We start from the raw sequence: 22,583 nt of genomic DNA on the forward strand, positions 1-22,583 counted from the left end.
AGTCGGGGCGGCAGATCGACTCGGGGGAGGACGCCGTTGACCATCGAGCCAGGTGCGGGCCTTCCGTCCGCCCGGGTCCCCGATCTCGTGCTGCTGGATGCCGCAGAGCTGTCCTGGGTGCTGCACCGCCGCGAGGCGTCCTGCGTCGAGGTCATGCGCGCCTACCTGGAGCACATCGACCGGTTCAACCCCGCGGTGAACGCGATCGTCTCCCGCGCCGACGACGCCAAGCTGCTCGACGAGGCCCGCCAGCGCGACCAGGAGCTGGACCGCGGCGAGCCCGCGGGCTGGATGCACGGGTTCCCGGTGGCGGTCAAAGACCTCTCGAACGCGGGTGGTTTTCCTACCACGATGGGCTCCCCGGTCTTCGCCGAGCACATCGCCGCGGCGGACGACCTGCACGTGCGGCGGATGCGCGAGGCGGGCGCGATCGTGCTCGGCAAGACGAACGTGCCGGAGTTCGGACTGGGCTCACACACGTTCAACCCGGTGTTCGGCACGACCGGCAACGCCTACGATCCCACGCGCACCGCCGGGGGCAGCAGCGGCGGAGCGGGCGCCGCGCTGGCGTTGCGGATGCTGCCGGTCGCCGACGGCAGCGACTTCATGGGCTCGCTGCGCAACCCGGCCGCCTACGGCAACATCGTCTCGCTGCGGCCCGGTTTCGGACGCGTGCCCGCGGGCGGCTTCCTCAGCGAGCCCGCGGTGGTGGGCCCGATGGGCCGCACGGTCCGCGACATCGCGCTGCTGCTGTCCACCATGGCCGGTCCGCACGAGCGCGCACCGCTGAGCATCGAGCAGGACCCGGCGGTGTTCACCGGTGACCTGCAGCGATCCTTCGACGGGACGCGGATCGGCTGGCTCGGCGACTTCGACGGCCGGATCCCCACCGAGCCCGGCGTCCTCGACCTGTGCGCCGGCACGTTCGAAGCGTTCACCGCGGCCGGGTGCAGCGTCGAACCGGTGTCCGCACCGCCGGACCCGGCCCCGGCCTGGGAGACCTTCCTGCTCTGGCGCTCCTGGATGGTCGGCAGCGCCCACGCCGAACTGCACGCGGATCCCGCCACGCGCGGGCAGCTCAAACCCGAAGCGGTCTACGAGGTGCAGCGCTACCTGGAGTTCGGCGCCGCCGACATCCACCGCGCGCTGCAGGGCCGCCAGCACTGGTACGAGCAGGTCTGCGACCTGCTGGACCGCTACGACTTCCTGCTCGCGCCCAGCGCGCAGGTGTTCCCGTTCGACGCCGAGCAGCGCTGGCCCGGCGAGATCGCCGGCCGCGAGATGGACACCTACCACCGGTGGATGGAGATCGTCGCGCCGTGGACGCTGGCCGGGAACCCGGTGGCGAACCTGCCCGCCGGGTTCACCGAGGGCGGCCTGCCGATGGGTGTGCAGCTCATCGGGCGCAACCACGGCGAATGGCCGTTGCTGCAGCTGGCGCACGCCTACGAGCTGGCCACCGACTGGACGCACCGGGTGCTGCCGCCCGCGCTGCGCGAGTCCGGCGCCGCGCGGTGAGCACGGCGCCGGACCGCGGCGTCAGCGGAAGGCGTTGAGCCCGGTCATCGCCTGCCCGATGGTCAGCGCGTGCATCTCGCCGGTGCCTTCGTAGGTCAGTACCGACTCCAGGTTGTTCATGTGCCGGATCACCGGGTACTCCAACGAGATCCCGTTGGCGCCGAGCACGGTGCGCGCCGAGCGCGCCACCTCCATCGCCCCGCGCACGTTGTCCAACTTGCCGAAGCTGACCTGCTGCGGCAGCAGCTTGCCCGCGTCCTTGCGCTTGCCCAGCTGCAGCGCCAGCAGCCTGCCGTTCTGCACCCGCACCGCCATGTCGGCGATCTTGGACTGGGTGAGCTGGAACCCGCCGATCGGCTTGCCGAACTGCTCGCGGGTCGTGGCGTAGTCCACCACCGCCTCCAGGCAGCTGCGCCCGGCGCCGACCGAGCCCCACACGATCCCGTAGCGCGCCTCGTTCAAGCAGCTCAGCGGTCCGCGCAGCCCGGTCACCTCGGGCAGCACCGCATCGGCAGGCAGCCGCACGTCGTCGAGCACCAGCTCGCTGGTGACGGAGGCGCGCAGCGACATCTTGTGCTTGATCTCCGGCGCCGAGAAGCCGGGAGTGCCCGCGGGAACGACGAATCCGCGCACGCCCTCGTCGGTCTGCGCCCACACCACGGCCACGGAGGCGATGCTGCCGTTGGTGATCCACATCTTGCGGCCGTTGAGCACCCAGTCCGCACCGTCCCGCCGCGCGACCGTGCGCATCGAGGACGGGTCCGAGCCGTGGTCCGGCTCGGTGAGCCCGAAGCAGCCGATGGCCTCGCCGGCGGCCATGCGCGGCAGCCACTCCTGCTTGTGCTCCTCCGAACCCCAGCGCCAGATCGCGAACATCGCCAGCGATCCCTGCACCGACACCAGCGAACGCAGCCCGGAATCGCAGGCTTCCAGCTCCTCGCAGGCGATGCCGTAGTCCACCGCGGACATCCCGGCGCAGCCGTAGCCCTCCAGGTGCATGCCCAGCACACCGAGCTTGCCGAGCTCGCGCGCGAGTTCGGCGGCCTGCGGGAACTCGCCGCGCTCGAACCAGTCGGCCAGGTGCGGCTGGACGTGGTCGCGGCACAGCGCGCGGACGCTGTCGCGCACCGCGAGCTGCTCCGGGGTGAACTCGTCGTCGATCCCGAGCGGATCGCGCGGGTCGAACTGGGGGCGGTCGGCACGGGAACTCATCGCGAGGTCCTCCTCGACGTCGTCGGTGGCAGCGGGGAGTAGGGGTCTTCCAGCCAGGCGAGCACTTCCTTGGTGTGCTCGCCGAGTTCGGGTGGCGCCGCGACCTCGGCGGTGCCGTGCCCGGTGAAGCCGATCGGCATCCGCACCTGCATCGCCGCACCGCCGCCGGGGTCGACGACCGGGGCGAGTCCCAGCGATTCGGCGTGGTGCACCGCGCGGGAGAGGTCGTTGACCTGCCCGCACGCGATCCCGGCCGCCTGCAGGCGCTCCTGCCAGTCCGCAGCGGGCCGCGCGCCGAGCACGTTCTCCAGCCGCCGGACCAGGTCCTCGCGGTGCGCCACGCGCTGGGCGTTGGTGCCGAACCGCTCGTCGTCGGCCAGGCCGACCAGGCCCAGCACCTCGGCGAACCTGCGGAACTGCGCGTCATTGCCGACCGCCACCGCGAGCAGGGCGTCCTCGCAGCGCAGCGTTTCGTACGGGGCGATGCTCGGGTGCCGGTTGCCCATCCGCTCCGGTGGGATCCCGGTGGTGAGCAGCCCGCTCATCTGATTGGCCAGCGACGCGAGCAGGCTCTGCAGCAGGTTGACCTCGATGTGCTGGCCCTCGCCGGTGGCGTCCCGGTGGCGCAGCGCCGCGAGGATGCCCAGCGCCGCGTCCTTGCCGGTGAGGATGTCCACGAGCGCGACACCGACCTTGGTGGGCGGTCCGTCCTGCTCGCCGGTGATGCTCATCAGCCCGCCCACGGCCTGCACGACGAAGTCGTACCCGGGCAGGTCAGCGCCCGCCTCGCTGCCGAAACCGGAGATGGAGGTGTAGATCAACCCGGGGTTGAGCGCGCGGGCGCTGTCGTGGTCCAGGCCGTGCCGGGCCAGCGCGCCGGAGCGGAAGTTCTCCACCACCACGTCGGCGCGCGCGACCAGCCGCCGGGCGGTTTCCCGGTCCTGCTCGTCGCCGAGGTCGAGCGCGATGCTGCGCTTGCTGCGGTTGACCGACTCGAAGTACGACGAGCCCGTCTCCGTCCATGGTGGCCCCCAGGAACGGGTGTCGTCCCCGCTTCCGGGGCGTTCCACCTTGATCACTGTGGCGCCCAGATCGGCGAGGAACATCGTGGCGTAAGGACCGGCCAGCACGCGGCTGAAGTCGGCCACGACGATCCCGTCCAGCGGCAACCCGGATCCCATCCGCACGTCCTCTCCGGCACCCGGTCCGCACGTCCCGTCGCGGGCACCTGGCTGTCGCGGGCACTGGCCGCGAAGTTGGATCCAATATACAGTCGGTGCCGCGCCGGTCAACCGCCGAAGCCGGCGCGCGACGTTCCGGCCGGCGACGGGAGCGGGGATGCGACGCCCACCCACCACGCAAGAATTCGTGCTCGAACAGCTGCGCACGGCGATCGTGGCCGGTGAACTCGCGCCGGGCCAGGCCGTCCGGCAGGACGCGGTCGCCCAGCAGCTCGGGGTCAGCCGGGTGCCGCTGCGCGAAGCGCTCAAGACGCTGGAGGCCGAGGGGCAGGTCGTCTACCAGCCGCACCGCGGGTACTCGGTCGCCGAGCTCGCCCTCACCGACCTCCTGGAGGTCTACCGGATGCGCGAACTGCTGGAGGGCGAGGCGGCGTCGGTGGCCGCACGCGCCTACGCCGACGCCGACCTCGCGCGCATCGACGACGCCCGGGCCGATGTCGAGGCCGCCGCCGACGGCCAGGACCTGGTCGGGATGATCGCGGCCAACCGCCGGTTCCACTTCGCGCTGCTGGAACCTGCCGACATGCCGCGCCTGCTGCGCGTGGTGCGCACGCTGTGGGACGCCACGGACGCCTACCGGGCCGTCTACTACAACTCCGGGGACAACCGCGAGCGGGTTCGCAGCGAGCACGTCGAGATCGTCGAAGCAGCGCAGCGCGGGGACGCCGCCGAACTGGTGCGGCTACTGGCCGAGCACCGCGACCACGCCGTGCAAGCCCTCCGCAGCACCATCACCGACCAGGGGTGATGTGGAAGCCGTTCGCGGGCCGTTGCCGGTAGCGGTACGTCCACGCCGCCTCGGCTGCCGCCGCTCGGGAAGCGCTCGCTGGGGAGTCCACATCGGAGGCTGGGTTGGTCCCGGTACGGAGGTGACCCGCACCGGGACTGCGCTCAGCCCGCCAGCCGGGTGCCCAGCGCGGCCAGGCCGGTGGCGAACACGCCGCGCTCGAAATTGCGCCTCAGATCGGGCTCGTCGGCCGCGTCGGCGTCGAAGTGCGCGTACCACTCGGCGAACGTGCCGCCCGTCGCGGTGATCGGCAGCAGGTGGATCGTGGCGCGGTAGGAGCGCACCGCGAACGGGCTCTCGATGATGTCGTAGGTGTACGAGCGTTGCGCGTCGTCCAGCGCGACCAACCGCTCGCGGATCACTCCGCCGTCCGGCGTCGTCAACCGCCGCACCGCACCGACCGACGGCGCGCCACCGCCTTCGATCTCGCTGGTGGCGATGGCGGGATGCCAGCCGGGCAACCCGCCGAAATCACGTGCCAGTTCCCAAACCTCATCGGGTTCGGCGCCGATCACGGCCGACGCGTATGCCACTGCCATCGGACTCCTCCTAGGGATTCAGCTCAACTGCTTGAACTCGCGGACCCGCTCGGTCAGTGCCTGCTCGGTGGGCAGCCGCTCCATGCTGGACGCACCGAAGAAGCCGTCGCAGCGCCGGGCGCGGTCCAGCACGTACGCCGTGTCCTGCGGAGTGGCGATCGGCCCGCCGTGGCACAGCACCAGCACGTCCTCGCGCACCCCGGTCGCGGCCAGCGCGCACTCGTCGATGAGCGCCACGCAGTCGTCCAGGTCCTTGGCCGTCTCCGCCCCGATCGAACCGCCGGTGGTCAGCCCCATGTGGCACACCACGACGTCCGCCCCGGCCTCGGTCATCGCGCGGGCGTCGGCGGCGGAGAACACGTACGGCGTGGTCAGCAGCCCGCGCTCGTGCGCAGCGGCCACCACGTCGACCTCCTGCCGGTAACTCATCCCGGTCTCCTCCAGGTTGGCCCGGAAGGTGCCGTCGATGAGGCCCACCGTCGGGAAGTTCTGGATCCCGGCGAACCCCAGCTCGCGCAGCCGGTCCAGGAACGGCCCGGTCAGCAGGAACGGATCGGTGCCGTTGACCCCGGCCAGCACCGGGGTGCGGGCGACCACGGGCAGCACCTCGCGCGCCATGTCCAGCACGATCTCGTTGGCGTTGCCGTAGGCCAGCAGCCCGGCCAGCGAACCGCGCCCGGCCATGCGGTAGCGGCCCGAGTTGTAGATGACCAGCAGGTCCGCCCCGCCGTTCTCGGCGCACTTGGCCGACAGGCCGGTTCCCGCGCCCGCCCCGACGAGCGGGCGGTGCGCGGCCTCGGCGCGCAGGGCGGGCAGGACTCGGTCGCGCGGTGTCGTCACGGACGCTCCTCAGCGGTGCTGCGCGGCGCCGGCCCCGGCGACCGGGCCGGTACTGGCGGTGGTGATCAGCTCGTGCAGCCGCTCGGCGGCGGCGCGGGCGAACGCGGGATCGTTGATGTGCGCGTCGATCCGGTGCTGTTCCACGCCGGTGCCGACCAGCGCATCGGCGAGCGCGGCGGTGCACGCGGCATCGGCCGCGGCGTCGCGGAACGGGCCGCCGTGCACGTCCAGCGCCGAAACACCGCGCTCCGGAACGAAAACCGCGGTCGGCCCCGCGGCCGCGGCGAGCCGCTCACCGAGCGTCCGGCCCAGCTGCGCCATGTCCGGCTCCTCGGTGCGCATGAGCGTGACCTGCGCGTTGTGCTCGACGAGGTTCCGCTGCGCGTAGTGCTCGGGCACGGTGCTGCGCGGCCCGAAGTTGCACATGTCCAGCGCACCGAGCGAGACCACCTGCGGCAGGCCCGCGCGGCCCGCGGCACGCAACCGGTCCGGTCCGGCGCTGAGCACCCCGCCGAGCAGCTCGTCGGCGAGCTCGGTGGTCGTCAGGTCGAGCACCCCGGCGAGATCGCCGCCCGCGGCCAGCGATTCCAGCGCCCGGCCACCGGTCCCGGTGGCGTGGAAGACCAGCACGTCGTAGCCGAGCTCCTCCAGTCGCTCCCGCGCGGCGGTGACCGCCGGGGTGGTGACGCCGAACATGGACGCCGCCACCAGCGGGCGATCGGCGGCGGGCTGCGGCTCCGTCCGGCGCGCCGCGTGCGCACCGGCCATGCCCACCGCAGCTCCGGCCGCGTTGCCCAGCACCTGCCGCGAGATCCGGTTGATCCCGGACACGTCGGTCACCGAGTACATCAGCGTCACGTCCGACCCACCGACGTAATCGGCCACATCGCCGCTGACCATCGTGGACACCAGCAGCTTGGGCACCCCGACCGGCAGCGCGCGCAGCGCCGCTGCGGTGATCGCCGCTCCCCCGCTGCCGCCCAGCGCGAGCACGGCGTCCAGCTCACCGCGCCGGTGCTGCTCGGCCAGCACCGCGGCGGCACCGCGTCCCATGGCGCTCATCGCCGCCCCGCGGTCGGCGGCCTCGCGCAGCGCCGCCGGGTCGGCCCCGGCGGCGGCGGCGACCCGCTCGGCGGGCACGTCCGCACCGGCGTCCGGATCACCGGGCACACCGGCGTCGACCAGCACCACCCGGCAACCCGCGGCGATGAGCCGCTCGCGCAGCCAGCGGTACTCGGTGCCCTTGGTGTCCAGCGTGCCCAGCAGCACGACGACCGGATCCATCCGGGTAGCCCTCCTCCGTCGGCGGCGCGTGCCGATCACACGCTAGGGCACGCGGCGGCCGCGGTCACCCCTCCGGCTCAGCCGTAGGTGTAGAAGCCCTTGCCGGACTTCTTGCCCTTGAGGCCGGCGTCGACCATGCGCTGCAGCAGCGGCGGGGCCGAGAAGTGCGCCTCGCCGTACTCCGCGTGCATCGAGTCGGCGATCGCCTTGAGCGTGTCCAGGCCGACCAGGTCGGCCAGCCGCAGCGGCCCCATCGGGTGCGCGCAGCCCTGCACCATGCCGGTGTCGATGTCCTCGGCGGTGGCGAAGCCGCCCTCCAGCATCCGCACCGCGGACAGCAGGTAGGGCACCAGCAGCGCGTTCACCACGAACCCGGACCGGTCCTGGGCCTGGATCGTGTTCTTGCCGAGTTGCTCGGCGGCGAACGCGGTGGCCCGCTGGACCGTCTCGTCGCTGGTGAGCAGGGAGGGCACCAGTTCCACCAGGTTCTGCACCGGCACCGGGTTGAAGAAGTGCACGCCCAGCACCTGCTCCGGGCGGTCGGTCGCCCGGGCCAGCTTGGCGATCGGGATGGACGAGGTGTTCGAGGCCAGGATCGCGTCCCGGTCGGTCACCAGTTCGTCGAGCCTGCCGAACAGGCCGGTCTTGATGCCCTCGTCCTCGGCGATGGCCTCGATCACCAGCTGCCGGTCGGCGAGCTCGTCGAGCTCGGAGGTGAAGCGCAGGTTCTGCAGGGCCGCGTCGCGCTCGGCTTCGGCGAGCTTGCCCTTGCGCACCGCGCCGTCCAGCGACTTGGTGACCCGCTGCTGCCCGGCTTCCGCCGCCGCGGCGTCGACATCGGCGACGACCACGTCCAGCCCGGCTCGCGCGCTGACCTCCGCGATGCCGCCGCCCATCTGCCCGGCACCGACCACTCCGAGACGCTCGATCTTCGTCACCACACCGATCCTTCCGATCCGCCGCTGCGCGCCCGACGCGGGGTTTCCCGCACGGGCACGCCGTTTTCGCCGCAGATCATGCCAGGGACCGGCCGGGCCGCGTGCCGACCGTGCGCTACGCCACCGGGTGGGACCGCGCGCCGCGGACCGGTGGCGCTCCGTGCCGCACCACCGGTCGGCGCACCGGGCGATTCCCCCTGGTCCCGCCCTGACCCCCGAAGCATTTTCATGTTACTACACGCTCCGCGCACGCCTGCACGCACTCCGGTACCCCGGCAGGTGCCGCCCGGCACGATCCCGGCCGCGCGCCGAGAATGAACGATCATGTGCAGCCCACGCGCTCGGCCGTGGCGCCGGCGGATGCGCGCCCGGGACCCCGGCGAGCAGCACCGCGCGTCCACCCCGCTGGAGCTGCTGTTCGACCTGTGCTTCGTCGTCGCCGTCTCGCAGGCAGCCGAGCAGCTGCACCACGGGCTCGGCCAGGACGCGATCACCGGCACCACGACCGGCTACCTCATGGTGTTCTTCGCGATCTGGTGGGCCTGGATGAACTTCACCTGGTTCGCCTCCGCCTACGACACCGACGACGTGCCCTACCGGGCGCTGACCCTGCTGCAGATGGCCGGGGTGCTCGTGCTCGCCGCGGGCGTACCGGACACGTTCCACCACTACGACTTCACCGTGGTGACCATCGGCTACGTGGTCATGCGGATGGCGATGCTGGCGCAATGGGTCCGCGCCGCCGTCGAACACCCGGCCGGCAGGCAACACGCGCTGCGCTACGCCACCGGGATCGCCGCCTGCCAGCTCGGCTGGTGCGCCCGCCTGGCACTGCCCGACCCGTGGGGCGAAGCGGCGTTCCCGGTGCTGGTGCTCGCGGAACTGAGCGTGCCGCTGTGGGCCGAGCACGCACGCACCAGCAACTGGCACCCCGGGCACATCAACGAGCGCTACGGCCTGTTCACCCTCATCGTGCTCGGCGAGGTCGTCCTGGCCTCGACCAACGCGGTGCAGGCCGATCTCGTCGACGGCGGGCTGTCCCCCGGCCTGGACGAGATCGCCGCGGGCGGGCTGCTGCTCATCTTCAGCATGTGGTGGATCTACTTCATGCACTCGGCCGCCGCGCGGATCCGGGAGTCGCTGCCCACCACCCTGCTGTGGGCCTACGGCCACTACTTCATCTTCGCCAGCGCCTCCGCGGTGGGCGCCACCGTCTCGCTCGCGGTGGACGTCAACGGGCGCGGCGCGCAGATCGGGGACAACGCCACCGCCATCGCCATCACCGCGCCCGTCGTGGTCTACCTGGTGCTGACCACCGCGCTGCACGCAGGAATCGCCCGTCTCGCACCGGGAACCGCGGTGGCCACCGGCACGGCCATCGCACTGCTGGCCGTCAACGCCGCGCTGGCCGACAACGTCGCACACGCCGTGCTGGCGATGGGGCTGACCGTCACGGCGCTGCTGGCGACCCGCATCCTGCTGCACCAGCTCGACCAGCAGCGCGGCCGGACGCGCTGAACCTCAGCGCAACTCCTCCGCCACCGCCTCCGCGGCGTCGTCCAGCTGCGCCTGCGCCCCCTCGTAGCCGAGCTCAGCGGGCGGGTCGGACATCAGCACCACCACGAACCGCTGCTCGGGATCGGCGAATCCGGCGCTGTGCAACGTGACTCGCCCGTCCTGGCAGCACATCCAACCGGGCTTGGCCGCACTGCCCGGCAAAGTACCCACGCCGAACCGCTGGTCGAATCCGTCGGCAGCGGTCGCCCGAGTATCGCGCAGCGCATCGACCACCAGATCCCGGTGCTCGGCGTCCACACCGGACGCCACGAAGCCGAACAACCGAGCGATGTCCCGGGCCGTGCTGACCGTTTCCCCCCACTGCGCCGGGTTCTGCGGCGGCCGGGTTCCGGTCATCCCCGCGCGGGCGGCGATCCGATCCACCGCCCCGGCACCGCCTTCCACGCTCCACAGCGCGTTGAGCGCCTCGTCGTCGCTGATCGTCAGCGCACGGTCCAGCAACTCCCGCTCGTCCGCGCTGAGCCGGTCGCCCCGCCGGTTCAGCAGGTCCACGGCGACCAGCACCTTGACCACCGAGGCCGTGTACATCGGCTCGCCGGCCGGACCGCTCTCCGCGTATTCCCCGGTCCAGCGGTCCAAAACCACGGCGGCCACATCGGTTCCGCCCCGCTGCTGTACTGCCTCGGCGGCCGCGTTCGCACGGCCCGTCGGGGTCTGCACCGGGACGGGGCGGGGTCCTCCGCGCACTGCTCCCAGGGCGAACACCTGACCGCATATCCCGGTGAACAGCAGGAACACCGCCAACAACGCCACTCCCGCGGCGCCGGTACGCCGTGGGCTCTCGCGGTCGCGGAGGGCTCGCACACCCGGCGGTTACCCGCCGCGCGGCTCGGCAATCCCCCCGTTTCAGCGCGGCTGGTTCGCGCAGCTCGGGTCGAGCAACGTCCGGATCTCCGGGCTGTCCAGGTTGCGTTCGGTGACCATGGTCGAGCCGGTGTCGGTCTCCGGCGCCGCCCCCTGCTCACCGCGGATCCCGTCGACCGCGGCGGCCACCGCGTCGTGGCCCATCCGGAACGGGTTCTGCGCGACCAGCCCGGTGATCACCCCGTCGCGCAACTCGTCGATCTGCCCCTCCGAGGTATCCCACCCGATGACCTTGACCTCGCCCGCCTTGCCGGACTGGCGCACCGCCTCGGCGGCCCCGAGCACGCTGGGCTCGTTGCCGGCGTAGATGCCGTTGAGGTCCGGGTGCGCGGTGAGAATGTCCTGGGTGACCTGCAGCGCCGTGTTGTAGTCGCTCTCGCTGGACTGCCGGGCGACCAGCTCCATGCCCGGATACCGCTGCAGACCGCGCTGGAACCCCTCGGCGCGGGTGTCGTTGGTGCTGGTGCCCGGCTGGAACTCCACGAACGCGACCTTGCCGCGACCGCCCAGCTGCTGCGCGAGCAGATCCGTGGCCTGCTCGGCGGCGGCGACGTTGTTCGTGGCGAACACCGGCACGTCCGGCGGCTGCGGACTCGTGCCCGAGTCCATGTTGACCACCTCGGTGCCCTGCTGCTGCGCGGTGCGGGTGATGTCGGCCAGCGCCTTGGCGTCGGTGGCCGCGTAGACCAACCCGGCGCGCGTGCCCTGGGAGAGCATGTCCTGCAGCAGGCTCTGCTGCCCGCTGACGTCGGACTCGGAGCTGACCCCGTCCCAGTAGACGTCCACGTCGCCCTTCTCCTCGGCCGCGCACATCGCCCCGACGCGGACCTTCTCCCAGAAGTCGAACCCGATCGCCTTGGGCACCACCGCCAGCTTGATCGGCCCGCCGTCCTGCACCGCCCCGCCGGTCGGCTCCCGCACGTGCACGCTGCACCCGGTCGCCGACAGGACCAGCAGGGCGCACACCGCACCCACGACCTTCTTCATCCCGAGCTCCTCGCTAGGGTTTTCTCGTCCGCGGCAACAGCTTCCGCGGGGCGCCCGACCGGCCGCCCGGCACGCCCTTCCGCAACAGCCGCTAGGTCTCGGCGCCGAGCTTGCGGCGCTGGTAGGAGTCCCACCACACGGCGAGCCAGATGATCACGCCGATGAGAACGTTCTGGTAGAAGGTGCTGATGTCCAGCTGCACGGCGCCGTTGCGGATCACCGCGACCAGGAACGCGCCGATCAGCGAACCCCACACGGTTCCCCGCCCGCCGAACAGGCTCGCCCCGCCGATGACCACGGCGGCGATCACGTCCAGTTCCAAGCCCTCGCCGAAGTTCGGCTGCCCGGAACTGATCCGCGAGGCCGCGATCATGCCGCCCAGCCCGGCCAGCGCCCCGGACAGCACATAGACGGCGGTGGTGTGCTTGCGGACCGGGACACCGGACAACCGCGCGGCGTCCATGTTGGACCCCATCACGTACGCGTAGCGGCCCAGCCGGGTGCGGGTGAGCACCAGGTGTCCGCACACCGCCACCAGCAGGATCAGCAGGATCGGGATGGGAATCACGCCCACCACGCCCTGACCCAGCAGTCGGAACGAGTCCGGGGCGCCGAACACCGCCACCGCACCGGTGGCGATGAGCACCAGACCGCGGGCGACGCTGAGCATGCCCAGCGTGGCGATGAACGGCGGCAATCCCACCACCGCCACCAGCAGCCCGTTGACGAGCCCGGCCGCCGCGCCCACCGCGATCCCGCCGAGGATCCCGATGAGCGGGTCGAACCCGTATTCGGCCATGAGCAGCACACCGAGCACACCGGACAGCGCCGACACCGACCCCACGGACAGGTCGATGCCGCCGGTGATGATCACCAGCGTCACGCCCACCGCCATCACCGCGTTGACCGAGGTCTGCGAACCCAGGTTGAACAGGTTGTCAGCGGTGAGGAACGACGGGGCCACGATGGACAGTGCGACGAACACGACGATCAGCACACCGGCGGCGGCGATCTGAGAGACCGCACCGGAGAACCGGTTGCCGCCCCCGAGGAACCCGCCCCGTTCGGATTGGTCAAGCATGGTTGCCTTTCGCGCCGGTGGCCAGGGCCACGACCCGCTCCTCGGAGAACTCCGCGCGCTGGAGCTGCCCCGCGATCCGGCCGCCGCGCAGGACCAGGATCCGGTCGCACATGTTGAGCAGCTCCGGCAAGTAGCTGGAGATGAGCACGACCGCCTTGCCCTGCCCCGCGAGCAGATCCAGCTGCTGGAACATCTCCGCTTTCGCCCCGACGTCCATCCCGCGACCCGGTTCGTCGAAGAACAGGACTTCGGCACCCGTTTCCAACCACCGCGCGAGAACCACCTTCTGCTGGTTCCCACCGGAGAGCATCCGCACCGGCCGGCCCACCCGCGGCACCCGAATGCCGAGCCGTTCCCGGAAGCGCTCGGCGGTGCGGTGCTCGGCCCGCAGATCGATGAGTCCGGCGCGCATCGGCAGCCGCGCCATCGTGATGTTCTTGTCCACGCCCAGCTGCATCGCCAGACCGTCGGCTTTGCGGCTCTCGGTCAGGTACCCGATGCCCGCGCTGATCGCGTCGGCGGGATCGCGGATGCGCAACCGCCGACCGTCCAGCGCGATCGACCCGGAATCGGGCGGTTCCGCACCGAACACCGCCCGCGCCAGCTCGGTGCGCCCGGCACCCACGAGCCCTGCCATGCCGAGTATTTCGCCCGCGCGCACCTCGAAGGAGATGTCGTGCAGCTGCTCTCGGCGACCGAGCCCGTCCACCTGCAGCCGCACCCGGCCGACCTCGCGGTCGCTGCGCGGGTAGAGGTCGTCCACCTCGCGGCCGACCATGAGCCGCACCAGCCCGGTTTCGTCGATCTCACCGACCGGATGCGTCCCGGCGACCTCCCCGTCGCGCATCACGGTCACCCGGTCGCCGACCTCGAAGATCTCGTCCAGCCGGTGCGAGATGTAGAGCACGGCGATGCCCTGCGCGGTCAGCTCGCGGATGATGCCGAACAGCTCACCGGCCTCGCGTTCGGTGAGGCTGGCGGTGGGCTCGTCCAGGATCAGCACACCGGCCTGCACCGCGAGGGCCTTGGCGATCTCGATCCGCTGCTGCGCGGCGGTCGGCAGCGTGGAAACCCGGCGGTTCGGGTCCACGTCCAACCCCACCCGCGCCAGCAGCTCCCGAGCGGCCCGCCGCTCGGCGGAGCGGGAGATCCAGCCGCCGCGGCCGGGTTCGTGCCCGATGAACAGGTTCTCGGCCACCGACAGGTCCGGGGCCAGCGCGAATTCCTGGTGCACCATCGCCACGCCCAGCTTCCGCGCGGCCCCGGGACCCTGGTACTGAGCGGTCCGCCCGCCGAGGGCCACGGTTCCGGACGTGGGCGGTTCCACCTGGGCGATCAGCTTCATCAGGGTGGATTTGCCCGCACCGTTCTCCCCGGCGAAGACGTGCACCTCACCGGGATCGATGCGCAGGCTCACCCCGGATACGGCCACGACTCCGGGGAATCGTTTGCCCACATCGGTCAGCTGCACGGCCGGCGCATCCGGCCACGTCGTCGGGGATGTCACAGCGCGCCTCCTCGATCAGCGTCGATCGTTCGCGCGGGCTCGCAGTGCGCTGGATCATACCCACACACCCCGTCCACCACAAAGGCTCGCAACCATCCCGAGTATTCGATTACCGGCAGTCGCCGCCCACCCGGCGCGGCGCGGCGACCCCGCGGGGATCCGCGTGCGCGAGCAGCGCAGTCCGTAAGCTCGGACGACGCGACGATCACCGCCAGCGAGGGGGACGACAGTGCAGCCGTTGCGGCCCGACGAGCCGACCCGCGTCGACGACTACCGGTTGCTCGCCCGGCTCGGCAGAGGGGCGATGGGCGGCGTGTACCTGGGCCGGTCCAAGGGCGGGCGCGTGGTGGCGGTCAAGATCGTGCGCGCGGACCTGGCCGAAGATCCGGAGTTCCGCGAGCGGTTCCGCCGCGAGGCGTCGATGGCCCGCTCGGTCGGCGGGTTCTGGACCGCCGCCGTCGTCGACGCCGATCCGGACGCCGACCTGCCGTGGCTGGCCACCGAATACGTGCCGGGGCCGACGCTGCACCAGGCCGTCGCCGAGCACGGCGCGCTGCCGGAGAGCACGGTGCGCACCCTCGGTGCCGGGCTCGCCGAGGCGCTGGTGGCGATCCACCGCGCCGGTCTGGTGCACCGCGACCTCAAGCCCGCCAACGTGCTGCTCGGACCGGACGGGCCGCGGGTGATCGACTTCGGCATCTCCCGGGCCATGACCGGGCATGCGCTGACCGCGACCGGGATCTTCCTCGGCACGCCCGGATTCTTCTCCCCCGAGCAGACCGAGGGCGGCGAAGTCGGCGGGCCCAGCGACGTGTTCTCGCTGGGCGCGGTGCTCACCTTCGCCGCCACCGGCACCGGACCGTTCGGCGAGGACAGCACCACCTCGCTGCTCTACCGCGTGGTGCACGGCGAACCGGACCTGCAGCAGGTGCCGGAGGGACTGCGCCCGCTGCTGGCCGCGTGCCTGGACAAGGACCCGGCCGCACGGCCCACTCCGGCGCAGCTGCTGGACCGGCTGGGCGGGGCCAACCCGCAGGGCGACAGCTGGCTGCCCGCGGCGATCACCGACGTCATCGCCCAGCACAACACCGAACTGCAGCGCACCGCGAACGAGCCGGACAACCCGCGTCCGGGCACGTTGGTGTACCCGGACGGCGAACCCCCGGCGGCACCGGCACCGCAGCCCCCGCCGCAACCCGCCCCGGCCGCATCGCCCCCGGCCGGCGACCTGCGCGAGGAGATCGTGCCCGCCCGCGCGCGCGAGACGTCCGAACAGGGCGGCGCCGACCCCACGAGGGTGCGCGCCGACCTGCCGGGACCGGTGTTCGCCACCGGCGGCCGCGGCTCGGCCGCCTTCTGGACCGTGTTGTTCGCCGCGATCGTGGCCGGCGGCGCCTGGGTCGGCACCCAGTACGGGGTGCCCGAGGACTTCCAGTTCGCCTTCCAGCTCGGGATCGGGCTGCTGGCGCTGTGCGCGATCGTGGAGTTCGCCCGCGCCGTCTGGCCGCGGCTGCGGCTGAAGATCAACCCGGACGGCCTGCGCATCTCGCGCGCCGGGCTGAACCGCGAGGTCCCGTGGAGCCAGGTGCAGCGCGTCGGCGTGGTCGGCCGCGGCAAGAGCCAGGCGCTGGCCGTCTGGTCCCCGCGCGGCGCTCCGGGCCCGTCGTCGAAGCCGTGGCACCGGGTGCGCTCGTTCCACGGCGGTTCGGCGGTATTCCCGATCGGCGCCACCGGCGGCTTCATCGTCCGGCGCCGCGAGGCCAAGCGGGTGCGCAACTCGCTGGAGCAGTACGCGCTCGGCCGCTACGACAGCGGCCTCAGCTGACCGCCGAACCGGGCGGCTACGCACAATGCGCAGCCACCCGGTCAGCCGGGTCCCCCGTGGCGCGCCGGGGGTGCTTCTCGTTCGAGCGGCCCGTTTTCCCGCGTGCCGCTCAGCGGTGCCCGGGGTCGGCTCAGCCGTGGAGCCCGACCGCTACGGCACCGCGGCCCCGGGTGCGGTGGCGCGACCTGGCATGGGTGACCTGGTACCAACACCGGCAGCTCCTCGTCGCCACCAGCCTGATCGTGCTGGCCGCCTCCGCGCTGCTGATCACGCTCGGCATGTTCGCGCCCCCGGAGTCGATGCCCGCGCCGCTCCAGTGGTTCGGGGTGAACCTTCCGACGGTGCTCAGGGTCCTGGTGCTGTTCCCGGCGGCGGTGGCCGGGTTCTGGGCCGCACCGCTGGTCGCCGGGGAACAGGACCAGCGCACCCACTTGCTGGCTTGGAGTCAGGACGTTTCCCCGGCCCGCTGGTTGACCGGCAAAGCGCTCATCCTCGGTGCAGCGGCGATCCCGCTCGCTCTGCTGCTCGGAGTCGCGGGTCAGTACGCGGTCCACCGATTCGCCGAGTTCAGGCCGGTTCGGACGTCACGGCTGCTCCGGGTACGGCAGCTGGAGCGAGGTGTGCAGGCGCGTGTTGGTCAGGGCCTTGTTCGCCACGACGGAATGCAGCACACCGTTGTGCACGAGGTCCCACACCCGCGGGTTGTTGCGCAGGCTGTCCACGGAGATCTCCAGGGTGCGCCGCCTGCGGTCGTGGAACTCCAGAACGAGCGCCAGAGCGGCGTTACGGCGGGCGGTGATCCGGGTGAGTTCGTAGGTCCGCACCCATCTCCCGTCGGCCCCTCGCAGCCACTCCGCACCGGCGGAGCACGGGGACAACCGGTTCCCGTAGGCGTAGGTGAGGAACTGGAGCAGCAGAACCGGCCACAGCAGCCAGAAGCCGACGCGCACACCGGTGTTGGGGGCCGACCAAGGGGGCCCCTCGACCAGGAACGGTCCGATGCTGATCAGCCCGAGCACCGCGATCGACACCCCGACGATCCGGGCGGCTTCGCGGATCCCGTACCGCCACGGACCTTCCGGGCGAGAGCCGGCCAACACCGGGCCCTCCCCCTCCGGCGGCGCGAACGACGAAGCGTCGGCACACGCGGCGGCCTGGCGCCGCCCCGTCGTGCTGACCGGGGCGGGCGGCGGCCCGGGGCATCCGGTCTCCGGATCAGGCCCGGGTGGCAACCGATCCACCCCGAGCACGTCACGCTTCCGTCTCTGCACTCCCACTCCCACGTTGCAGGCCGCCGGCGCGAGGTACCGGCGACATGGTCATCCCGGCTCCGGGCGCAGCCCTACGCCACAGTGGCCGCCGCGAGGTTGAGGCCGCCGAGAATGGCGAGCGATCCCCCGAGCAGCTGCCCACTCATGGATCCCATGAGCGAATCCGCAGCGCACAGGAGCAGCCACCACGTGTGCTTCCCGTCGCGGTAGAGCCGCCCGACCACGCGGTCGCTCTTCCGGGAAGCGGCAGGATCACCGCGATCCGTCCGGAGCGCTGTCCAGGATCCTCGTGCTTCGACGAAGAACAAAAATGTAGTTCGCCCAGTTCATCGCCGTCCCGCTGGCCGGATTTGATGTTCACGTTCCACGCTATAGCGACGAACACTAACATGTGGACATTTGCGCCCACGCAGATAACCTGCCCGGTGCCGATGGACGCGCCCGGCCGCCCGGCACACCAGCAGGAACAGTGCATGGACTGCAATTCCGATCTTTCCGCGGAGGAGCTTCCACCCAATCCCGACCCGGCCACCGGGCTACCCCGACCGCCCGGAGCGGGGTCGAACAAGGTCGAGATGTGGCCGAAAGATCGCAATTCGTTCACCGGGCGCCCACACCCCCGACAGGACCAGCCATTCTTCGAGGGCTTGATATGGCGGTGCACCTCCGGGACGAGGGTGGTCGATCCGTTGAAACCGACCAAGATGATCTCTGCGCCAACGATGTCCTGTGAAATCTTGCCCACAACGGAATTGTTCACTCGATCGCCGCGAACGGGGCGAAAACCACAGCCAGAATGAGGGCGGAGTTCGCATTGCCACGCAAAAAAAGGACTGAACGGTGTTCGTGCAACGGGGATGGACCGGCAGCGCTCTCATTCCGCGGACCGTCTTCGCGTTCCGGTCGATCGCTCGTCGTGCCGGGCCGAATGGTTCTGCTCCTCGCCTCCGGGGCGTCCTCAGGTCGACAGGGTGGCTTGTTCGCGGTCGGGGCGGTCCAGCTCACAGCACGTGCTGCCCCTCCGGATGCACCGTCACACTGTAGCGGCCGAAACCCGCCTACCCCAACCGGTTCCACGTGTCGAGGACCGGTTCCGCCTCGTCCCAGAGCTTCCGCGGTCCGGTCTGGTGCACCACGGGATGCTCACCGTCGAACTCCACGCGCACCCAGGATCCCGAGGCCGGATGCACCCATCGGTAGGACCTCACCTGCCCGTCATCGTCGTTGACGAACACCAGGTGGCTGCGGGCGGCCAGCAGGTTCGCGAACAGCGACGCGGTTCCGAAGTCGAGCCGGGCCGGAACCCGGGCGGCGCGGGTGGTTTCGGCCGGGGCCGATGGTATCCGCGTCGACCTGGCGGGGCTCGATCTGCAGCCGATGACCGGTCGAGCGCAGCGGCATGAGTCCCGCCCGTCCGCGGAATCCCCCGCACAGCGCGCCGTCCGCGGTCCGGCGCAGCAGCACGACCGCCTTGGACTGCCCGACGGCAGCCGGCTTCTCCGCAACAGCAGGAATCCTGATCAGGCTGCTCACCACTTCACTCCTGAGGAGTGGTCGGCGTTCCTGAACGGTGTCAAGCATGGCGAGGTTCGACTGAAGCCCGCTCGAACAAGATCCCTCCCAGCCCTGCGTACTGCCAGGGAGGGATCTTTGCGGTCCTCGACGAATCGGCCGGAACCGCAAGCGGGTACGGGGCTCGCCCGAGCAGGACGCGATCAACCCGCTCAGCCCGCAGGGAGCAGGACCGCGCACATCGGGGCCGGCACCGACAGCGGGTCGCCGACCGGGGAGAGGTGGCCGTCGTCGAGCACGTCGAAGACCTGGATGTCGTCGCTGCGCCGGCCGAGGGCCAGCAGCCGGGTGCCGTCCGGGCTCAGCGCGATGTGCCGCGGGCCGGACACCCGGGCCGGCTGCACCTCGACCAGCCGGAACTGCCCGTCGCCGGACTCCGGGGTGAACACGGCGATGCTGTCGTGCCCGCGGTTGGCGGCGTAGCCGAAGCTCCCGTCGGCCAGCAGCACCACCTCGGACGGCAGGTTCGGCCGGGCGAAGTCCGGCGGCACCGTGGACAGGGTGCGGCCCGGTTCCAGCTGCCCACTGGCCCGGTCCCAGCCGAACTCGGTCAGCGACGAATCCAGTTCGTTGAGCACGTAGCCGCGGTCGCCGTCCGGGTGCAGCGCCAGGTGTCGCGGGCCCGAGCCCGGCCGCAGCGCCGCCCGGCAGCGCTGCGCCAGGTGCCCGCTGCCCGGGTCGAACTCGTAGCTGACCACCGCGTCCGCGCCCAGATCCGCGGCGAGCACGTACTGACCGCCGGGATCCGGCACCACCTGGTGCGGGTGCGGCCCTTCCTGGCGCTCCGGGTTGGGGCCGCGCCCGGTGTGCTGCACCGCGAACTGCGCCTCGCCCAGCGCGCCGTCCGCGCCCACCGGGTGCACCGCCAGCGTTGCCGACGCGTAGTTCGCGGTGAACAGATGCGCCCCGCCGGGATGCACCGCGAGGTGGCACGGGTGCGAACCCAGCGAGGGCTGCGCGCCGATCTCGGTGAGCGCCCCCTGGTCCCCGATCCGGTAGGACCGAACCCGGCCCGCGGTGCGCTCGTCCACCGCGAACAACACCGCACCGTCCGGCGATGCAGCCAGGAACGACGGCTGCGGCGCGCCGACGTCCCGGCCGGTCGGCAGCAGCGCCCCGGAGGAGTCCAGCACCGCGGTGCTGATCCGCTGCTCCGCGTGCTCGCGGCCCGCACCCACGTGCACCAGCCAGTTCGGCGACACGTCCGGCATCCGGCGCCCTCCTCTCGTCCGCGCCATCATCGCAACGATCCGCGCCGCGCGCGCCGGACCGGGAAACGCCCGCGCGGCACCGGATCCGGGCGACAATCGGTGACCATGAACGCGCAGCACTTCCTCGACCTCGACGACCGGTACGGCGCGCACAACTACCACCCGCTGCCGGTGGTGGTCGCCGAGGCCACCGGGACGCGGGTGACCGACGTGGACGGACGCACCTACCTGGACTTCCTGGCCGGCTATTCGGCGCTGAACTTCGGCCACCGGCACCCCGACCTCCTCGCCGCCGCCACCGAGCAGCTCGGCCGGGTCACGCTGACCAGCCGTGCGTTCCACCACGACCAGTCCGGGCCGTTCTGCCGCGAGCTCGCCGAGCTGACCGGCACCGACCGGGTGCTGCCGATGAACTCCGGCGCCGAAGCCGTGGAATCCGCGATCAAGGTCGCCCGGCTGTGGGCGCACCGGGTGAAGGGCGTGCCCGCCGATGGTGCGGAGATCGTGGTGGCCGACGCGAACTTCCACGGCCGCACCACCACGATCGTCTCGTTCGCCACCGATCCGACCGCCCGCGCCGCGTTCGGCCCGTTCACCCCGGGCTTCACCGTCACCCGGTACGGCGATGCGGACGCGGTCGCCGCCGCGATCACCGACCGCACCGCCGCGGTGCTCGTCGAGCCGATCCAGGGCGAGGCCGGGGTGCGCCTCCCGCCGCCGGACTACCTGCCGCGGCTGCGCGGGCTCTGCGACGAGCACGGGGTGCTGCTCATCGCCGACGAGATCCAGTCCGGCCTGGCCCGCACCGGCGAGCTGCTGGCCTGCGAGCACGACGGGGTGCGCGCCGACCTCTACACGCTGGGCAAGGCGCTCGGCGGCGGGATCCTGCCGGTGTCGGCGGTGGTGGGCAGCGACGAGGTGCTCGGCGTGCTGCGCCCCGGCGAGCACGGTTCGACGTTCGGCGGCAACCCGCTGGCCTGCGCCGTGGGCCGCGCGGTGGTCCGGCTGCTGCGCACCGGGGAGTTCCAGCAGCGCTCCCGCGAGCTCGGCGCGCGGATGCACGCGCGGCTGGCCGAGCTGACCGGGGCCGCCGAGGTGCGCGGGCGGGGCCTGTGGGCCGGGGTGGACCTCGCACCGTCCGGGCCGACCGGCCGGCAGGTGTGCGAACGCCTCGCCGAGCGCGGCGTGCTGTGCAAGGAGACCCAGCAGACCACGCTGCGCCTGGCACCCCCGCTGGTGATCACCGAACCGGAGCTGGACGCGGGCCTGGACGCGGTCGCCGAAGTGCTGGGCTGACGATCAGGACTCGACGAGGTCGCGGGACAGCGCGGTGAGCCTGCTGATCGCGCGCAGATACTTCTTGCGGTAGCCGCCCTGCAGCATCTCGTCGGTGAACAGCTCGGACAGCGCGGCGCCGGACACCCGCACCGGGATTGCCCGGTCGTAAAGCCGGTCGGCCAGGGCCACCAGCCGCAGCGCCACGTCCTGGTCCCGGGCGGCGCGCACCCCGCGCAGGTGCACCGCGGAGAGCCCGTCGACGAGCCTGCCGTACTTCGACGGGTGCAGCCCGGCCAGGAATCCGCACAGCTCGTCGAAGTCGTCCAGCGTCCCGGTCGAGCTCTCGGCCAGCGCGGTCAGCTCCGCGTCGTCCATCGGGTCGGGCGCGTCCGGCAGCCCGCGGTGCCGGTAGTCCGGCCCGTCCACCCGGACGACGTCGAACCGGGAGGACATGGCGTGGATCTCGCGCAGGAAGTCCACCGCGGCGAACCGGCCCTCGCCGAGCTTGTCCGGCAACGTGTTCGACGTGGCCGCGATGCGCACGCCCGCATCGGTGAGCTTGGCGATCAGCTGGGTGACCAGCATCGTGTCACCCGGGTCGTCGAGCTCGAACTCGTCGATGGCCAACAGCCTGTGCCCGGACAGCCTGCGCACGGTCTCGGTGAACCCGAGCGCGCCGACCAGGTTGGTCAGCTCCACGAACGTGCCGTAGGACTTCGGCCCCTCAGCGACGTGCCAGGCCGAGGCCAGCAGGTGGGTCTTGCCGACGCCGAACCCGCCGTCCAGGTACAGCCCGGGCTTGCCCGCGGGGCCGCTGCGCCGGCCGAACAGCCCGCGCAGCCAGCCACCGGAGGACTGCCCGCCGCCGATCTGCTCGGCGAAGGTCCGGCACGACTCGACGGCCCGGGCCTGGCTCGGCTCGTCCGGGTTCGGGATGTAGTTGTCGAACCGCGCCGCGTCGAACCGCGGCGGCGGCGACAGGGACTGCACGAGCTCGTCCTGCGTCACTTCGGGGCGGAGGTCCACCAGGCGCGAACTCATGCCCGAAAC

At 71.9% G+C, this 22,583-nt stretch carries 19 protein-coding genes and 2 pseudogenes; 7 read left to right on the plus strand and 14 right to left on the minus strand.

Annotation, left to right across the window (positions count from 1 at the left end; translation table 11 throughout):
• The first annotated feature begins 36 nt into the window (after positions 1–36).
• Positions 37–1,518: an amidase gene (locus IQ251_RS00910; protein ID WP_228045898.1), complete on the plus strand. Its 1,482-nt coding sequence runs from the start codon at positions 37–39 to the stop codon at positions 1,516–1,518.
• 21 nt (positions 1,519–1,539) lie between these two features.
• Here IQ251_RS00910 and IQ251_RS00915 read toward each other — a convergent pair whose 3' ends face one another.
• Complete coding sequence (locus IQ251_RS00915) at positions 1,540–2,730, minus strand: acyl-CoA dehydrogenase family protein (RefSeq protein ID WP_193926453.1); 1,191 nt, start codon at positions 2,728–2,730, stop codon at positions 1,540–1,542.
• On the minus strand, positions 2,727–3,911 hold the full coding sequence (locus IQ251_RS00920) for a CaiB/BaiF CoA transferase family protein (protein WP_193926454.1): 1,185 nt from the start codon (positions 3,909–3,911) through the stop codon (positions 2,727–2,729). Before IQ251_RS00920 ends, IQ251_RS00915 begins: the two co-directional genes overlap by 4 nt.
• A 157-nt stretch (positions 3,912–4,068) precedes the next feature.
• Here IQ251_RS00920 and IQ251_RS00925 point away from each other — a divergent pair, with 157 nt between their 5' ends.
• Positions 4,069–4,719, plus strand: coding sequence for a GntR family transcriptional regulator (locus tag IQ251_RS00925; RefSeq protein ID WP_193926455.1), 651 nt, complete (start codon positions 4,069–4,071; stop codon positions 4,717–4,719).
• Positions 4,720–4,862: 143 nt separating this feature from the next.
• Here IQ251_RS00925 and IQ251_RS00930 read toward each other — a convergent pair whose 3' ends face one another.
• From IQ251_RS00930 to IQ251_RS00945, 4 genes are all read right to left on the minus strand, one after another.
• Positions 4,863–5,297, minus strand: a complete 435-nt coding sequence (locus IQ251_RS00930) for an SRPBCC family protein (RefSeq protein ID WP_193926456.1) — start codon at positions 5,295–5,297, stop codon at positions 4,863–4,865.
• An 18-nt stretch (positions 5,298–5,315) separates the two neighbouring features.
• A complete protein-coding gene (locus IQ251_RS00935) occupies positions 5,316–6,137 on the minus strand; it encodes a phosphoenolpyruvate hydrolase family protein (protein ID WP_193926457.1) in 822 nt (273 codons plus the stop codon).
• Positions 6,138–6,146: 9 nt separating this feature from the next.
• A complete protein-coding gene (locus tag IQ251_RS00940) occupies positions 6,147–7,421 on the minus strand; it encodes a Tm-1-like ATP-binding domain-containing protein (protein ID WP_193926458.1) in 1,275 nt (424 codons plus the stop codon).
• A 77-nt stretch (positions 7,422–7,498) separates the two neighbouring features.
• Entirely contained in the window at positions 7,499–8,359 is an 861-nt protein-coding gene (locus IQ251_RS00945; RefSeq protein WP_370591127.1) for a 3-hydroxybutyryl-CoA dehydrogenase, read from the minus strand.
• Between the two features lie 324 nt (positions 8,360–8,683).
• Here IQ251_RS00945 and IQ251_RS00950 point away from each other — a divergent pair, with 324 nt between their 5' ends.
• Complete coding sequence (locus IQ251_RS00950) at positions 8,684–9,877, plus strand: low temperature requirement protein A (RefSeq protein WP_228045899.1); 1,194 nt, start codon at positions 8,684–8,686, stop codon at positions 9,875–9,877.
• A gap of 3 nt (positions 9,878–9,880) precedes the next feature.
• Here the strand turns inward: IQ251_RS00950 and IQ251_RS00955 are convergent, their stop codons facing one another.
• The 4 genes from IQ251_RS00955 to IQ251_RS00970 form a co-directional block, all read right to left on the minus strand.
• Complete coding sequence (locus IQ251_RS00955) at positions 9,881–10,531, minus strand: serine hydrolase (protein WP_193926460.1); 651 nt, start codon at positions 10,529–10,531, stop codon at positions 9,881–9,883.
• Between the two features lie 252 nt (positions 10,532–10,783).
• The gene (locus IQ251_RS00960) at positions 10,784–11,788 is read right to left on the minus strand and encodes a sugar ABC transporter substrate-binding protein (protein WP_193926461.1); all 1,005 of its coding nucleotides are present in this window, start codon (positions 11,786–11,788) and stop codon (positions 10,784–10,786) included.
• 91 nt (positions 11,789–11,879) lie between these two features.
• Positions 11,880–12,869, minus strand: coding sequence for an ABC transporter permease (locus IQ251_RS00965; protein ID WP_193926462.1), 990 nt, complete (start codon positions 12,867–12,869; stop codon positions 11,880–11,882).
• Positions 12,862–14,376 (minus strand): sugar ABC transporter ATP-binding protein, encoded by a 1,515-nt coding sequence (locus IQ251_RS00970; RefSeq protein ID WP_370591128.1) that lies wholly within the window; start codon positions 14,374–14,376, stop codon positions 12,862–12,864. The genes IQ251_RS00965 and IQ251_RS00970 overlap by 8 nt, the downstream gene beginning before the upstream one ends.
• Positions 14,377–14,605: 229 nt before the next feature.
• Here IQ251_RS00970 and IQ251_RS00975 point away from each other — a divergent pair, with 229 nt between their 5' ends.
• Together IQ251_RS00975 and IQ251_RS20405 are read left to right on the plus strand one after the other, a co-directional pair.
• Positions 14,606–16,201 (plus strand): serine/threonine-protein kinase, encoded by a 1,596-nt coding sequence (locus tag IQ251_RS00975; RefSeq protein WP_193926463.1) that lies wholly within the window; start codon positions 14,606–14,608, stop codon positions 16,199–16,201.
• Between the two features lie 299 nt (positions 16,202–16,500).
• Positions 16,501–16,761 (plus strand): annotated as a pseudogene (locus tag IQ251_RS20405) (ABC-2 membrane transporter-related protein); the annotation flags it as partial.
• A gap of 24 nt (positions 16,762–16,785) precedes the next feature.
• Here IQ251_RS20405 and IQ251_RS00980 read toward each other — a convergent pair.
• Both IQ251_RS00980 and IQ251_RS00985 read right to left on the minus strand, forming a co-directional pair.
• Positions 16,786–17,301, minus strand: coding sequence for a hypothetical protein (locus tag IQ251_RS00980; RefSeq protein ID WP_193926464.1), 516 nt, complete (start codon positions 17,299–17,301; stop codon positions 16,786–16,788).
• A gap of 1,229 nt (positions 17,302–18,530) precedes the next feature.
• Positions 18,531–18,680, minus strand: a complete 150-nt coding sequence (locus IQ251_RS00985; RefSeq protein ID WP_193926465.1) for a hypothetical protein — start codon at positions 18,678–18,680, stop codon at positions 18,531–18,533.
• A 169-nt stretch (positions 18,681–18,849) separates the two neighbouring features.
• Here IQ251_RS00985 and IQ251_RS20165 point away from each other — a divergent pair.
• Positions 18,850–19,038 (plus strand): annotated as a pseudogene (locus IQ251_RS20165) (DUF397 domain-containing protein); the annotation flags it as partial.
• 158 nt (positions 19,039–19,196) lie between these two features.
• Here the strand turns inward: IQ251_RS20165 and IQ251_RS00995 are convergent.
• Positions 19,197–20,255 carry a lactonase family protein gene (locus tag IQ251_RS00995; protein ID WP_193926466.1) on the minus strand — a complete coding sequence of 353 codons (1,059 nt, stop codon included), beginning with the start codon at positions 20,253–20,255 and terminating at the stop codon, positions 19,197–19,199.
• Positions 20,256–20,360: 105 nt separating this feature from the next.
• Between IQ251_RS00995 and rocD the strand changes: the two genes are divergently transcribed.
• Positions 20,361–21,551: an ornithine--oxo-acid transaminase gene (rocD, locus tag IQ251_RS01000; RefSeq protein ID WP_193926467.1), complete on the plus strand. Its 1,191-nt coding sequence runs from the start codon at positions 20,361–20,363 to the stop codon at positions 21,549–21,551.
• Between the two features lie 3 nt (positions 21,552–21,554).
• Here the strand turns inward: rocD and zapE are convergent, their stop codons facing one another.
• The gene (gene zapE / locus IQ251_RS01005; RefSeq protein ID WP_193926468.1) at positions 21,555–22,574 is read right to left on the minus strand and encodes a cell division protein ZapE; all 1,020 of its coding nucleotides are present in this window, start codon (positions 22,572–22,574) and stop codon (positions 21,555–21,557) included.
• Positions 22,575–22,583 lie beyond the last annotated feature (9 nt).

This window comes from Saccharopolyspora montiporae (assembly GCF_015209505.1).
In the GTDB taxonomy this organism is placed as follows: Bacteria; Actinomycetota; Actinomycetes; order Mycobacteriales; family Pseudonocardiaceae; genus Saccharopolyspora; species Saccharopolyspora montiporae.

Coding starts and splice junctions, on each gene's coding strand:
- rocD (WP_193926467.1), top strand. CDS start 20,361: ATGAACGCGCAGCACTTCCTCGACCTCGACGACCGGTACGGCGCGCAC.
- IQ251_RS00930 (WP_193926456.1), bottom strand. CDS start 5,297: ATGGCAGTGGCATACGCGTCGGCCGTGATCGGCGCCGAACCCGATGAG.
- IQ251_RS00950 (WP_228045899.1), top strand. CDS start 8,684: ATGTGCAGCCCACGCGCTCGGCCGTGGCGCCGGCGGATGCGCGCCCGG.
- IQ251_RS00920 (WP_193926454.1), bottom strand. CDS start 3,911: ATGGGATCCGGGTTGCCGCTGGACGGGATCGTCGTGGCCGACTTCAGC.
- IQ251_RS00965 (WP_193926462.1), bottom strand. CDS start 12,869: ATGCTTGACCAATCCGAACGGGGCGGGTTCCTCGGGGGCGGCAACCGG.
- IQ251_RS00925 (WP_193926455.1), top strand. CDS start 4,069: ATGCGACGCCCACCCACCACGCAAGAATTCGTGCTCGAACAGCTGCGC.
- IQ251_RS00960 (WP_193926461.1), bottom strand. CDS start 11,788: ATGAAGAAGGTCGTGGGTGCGGTGTGCGCCCTGCTGGTCCTGTCGGCG.
- IQ251_RS00915 (WP_193926453.1), bottom strand. CDS start 2,730: ATGAGTTCCCGTGCCGACCGCCCCCAGTTCGACCCGCGCGATCCGCTC.
- IQ251_RS00995 (WP_193926466.1), bottom strand. CDS start 20,255: ATGCCGGACGTGTCGCCGAACTGGCTGGTGCACGTGGGTGCGGGCCGC.
- IQ251_RS00940 (WP_193926458.1), bottom strand. CDS start 7,421: ATGGATCCGGTCGTCGTGCTGCTGGGCACGCTGGACACCAAGGGCACC.
- zapE (WP_193926468.1), bottom strand. CDS start 22,574: ATGAGTTCGCGCCTGGTGGACCTCCGCCCCGAAGTGACGCAGGACGAG.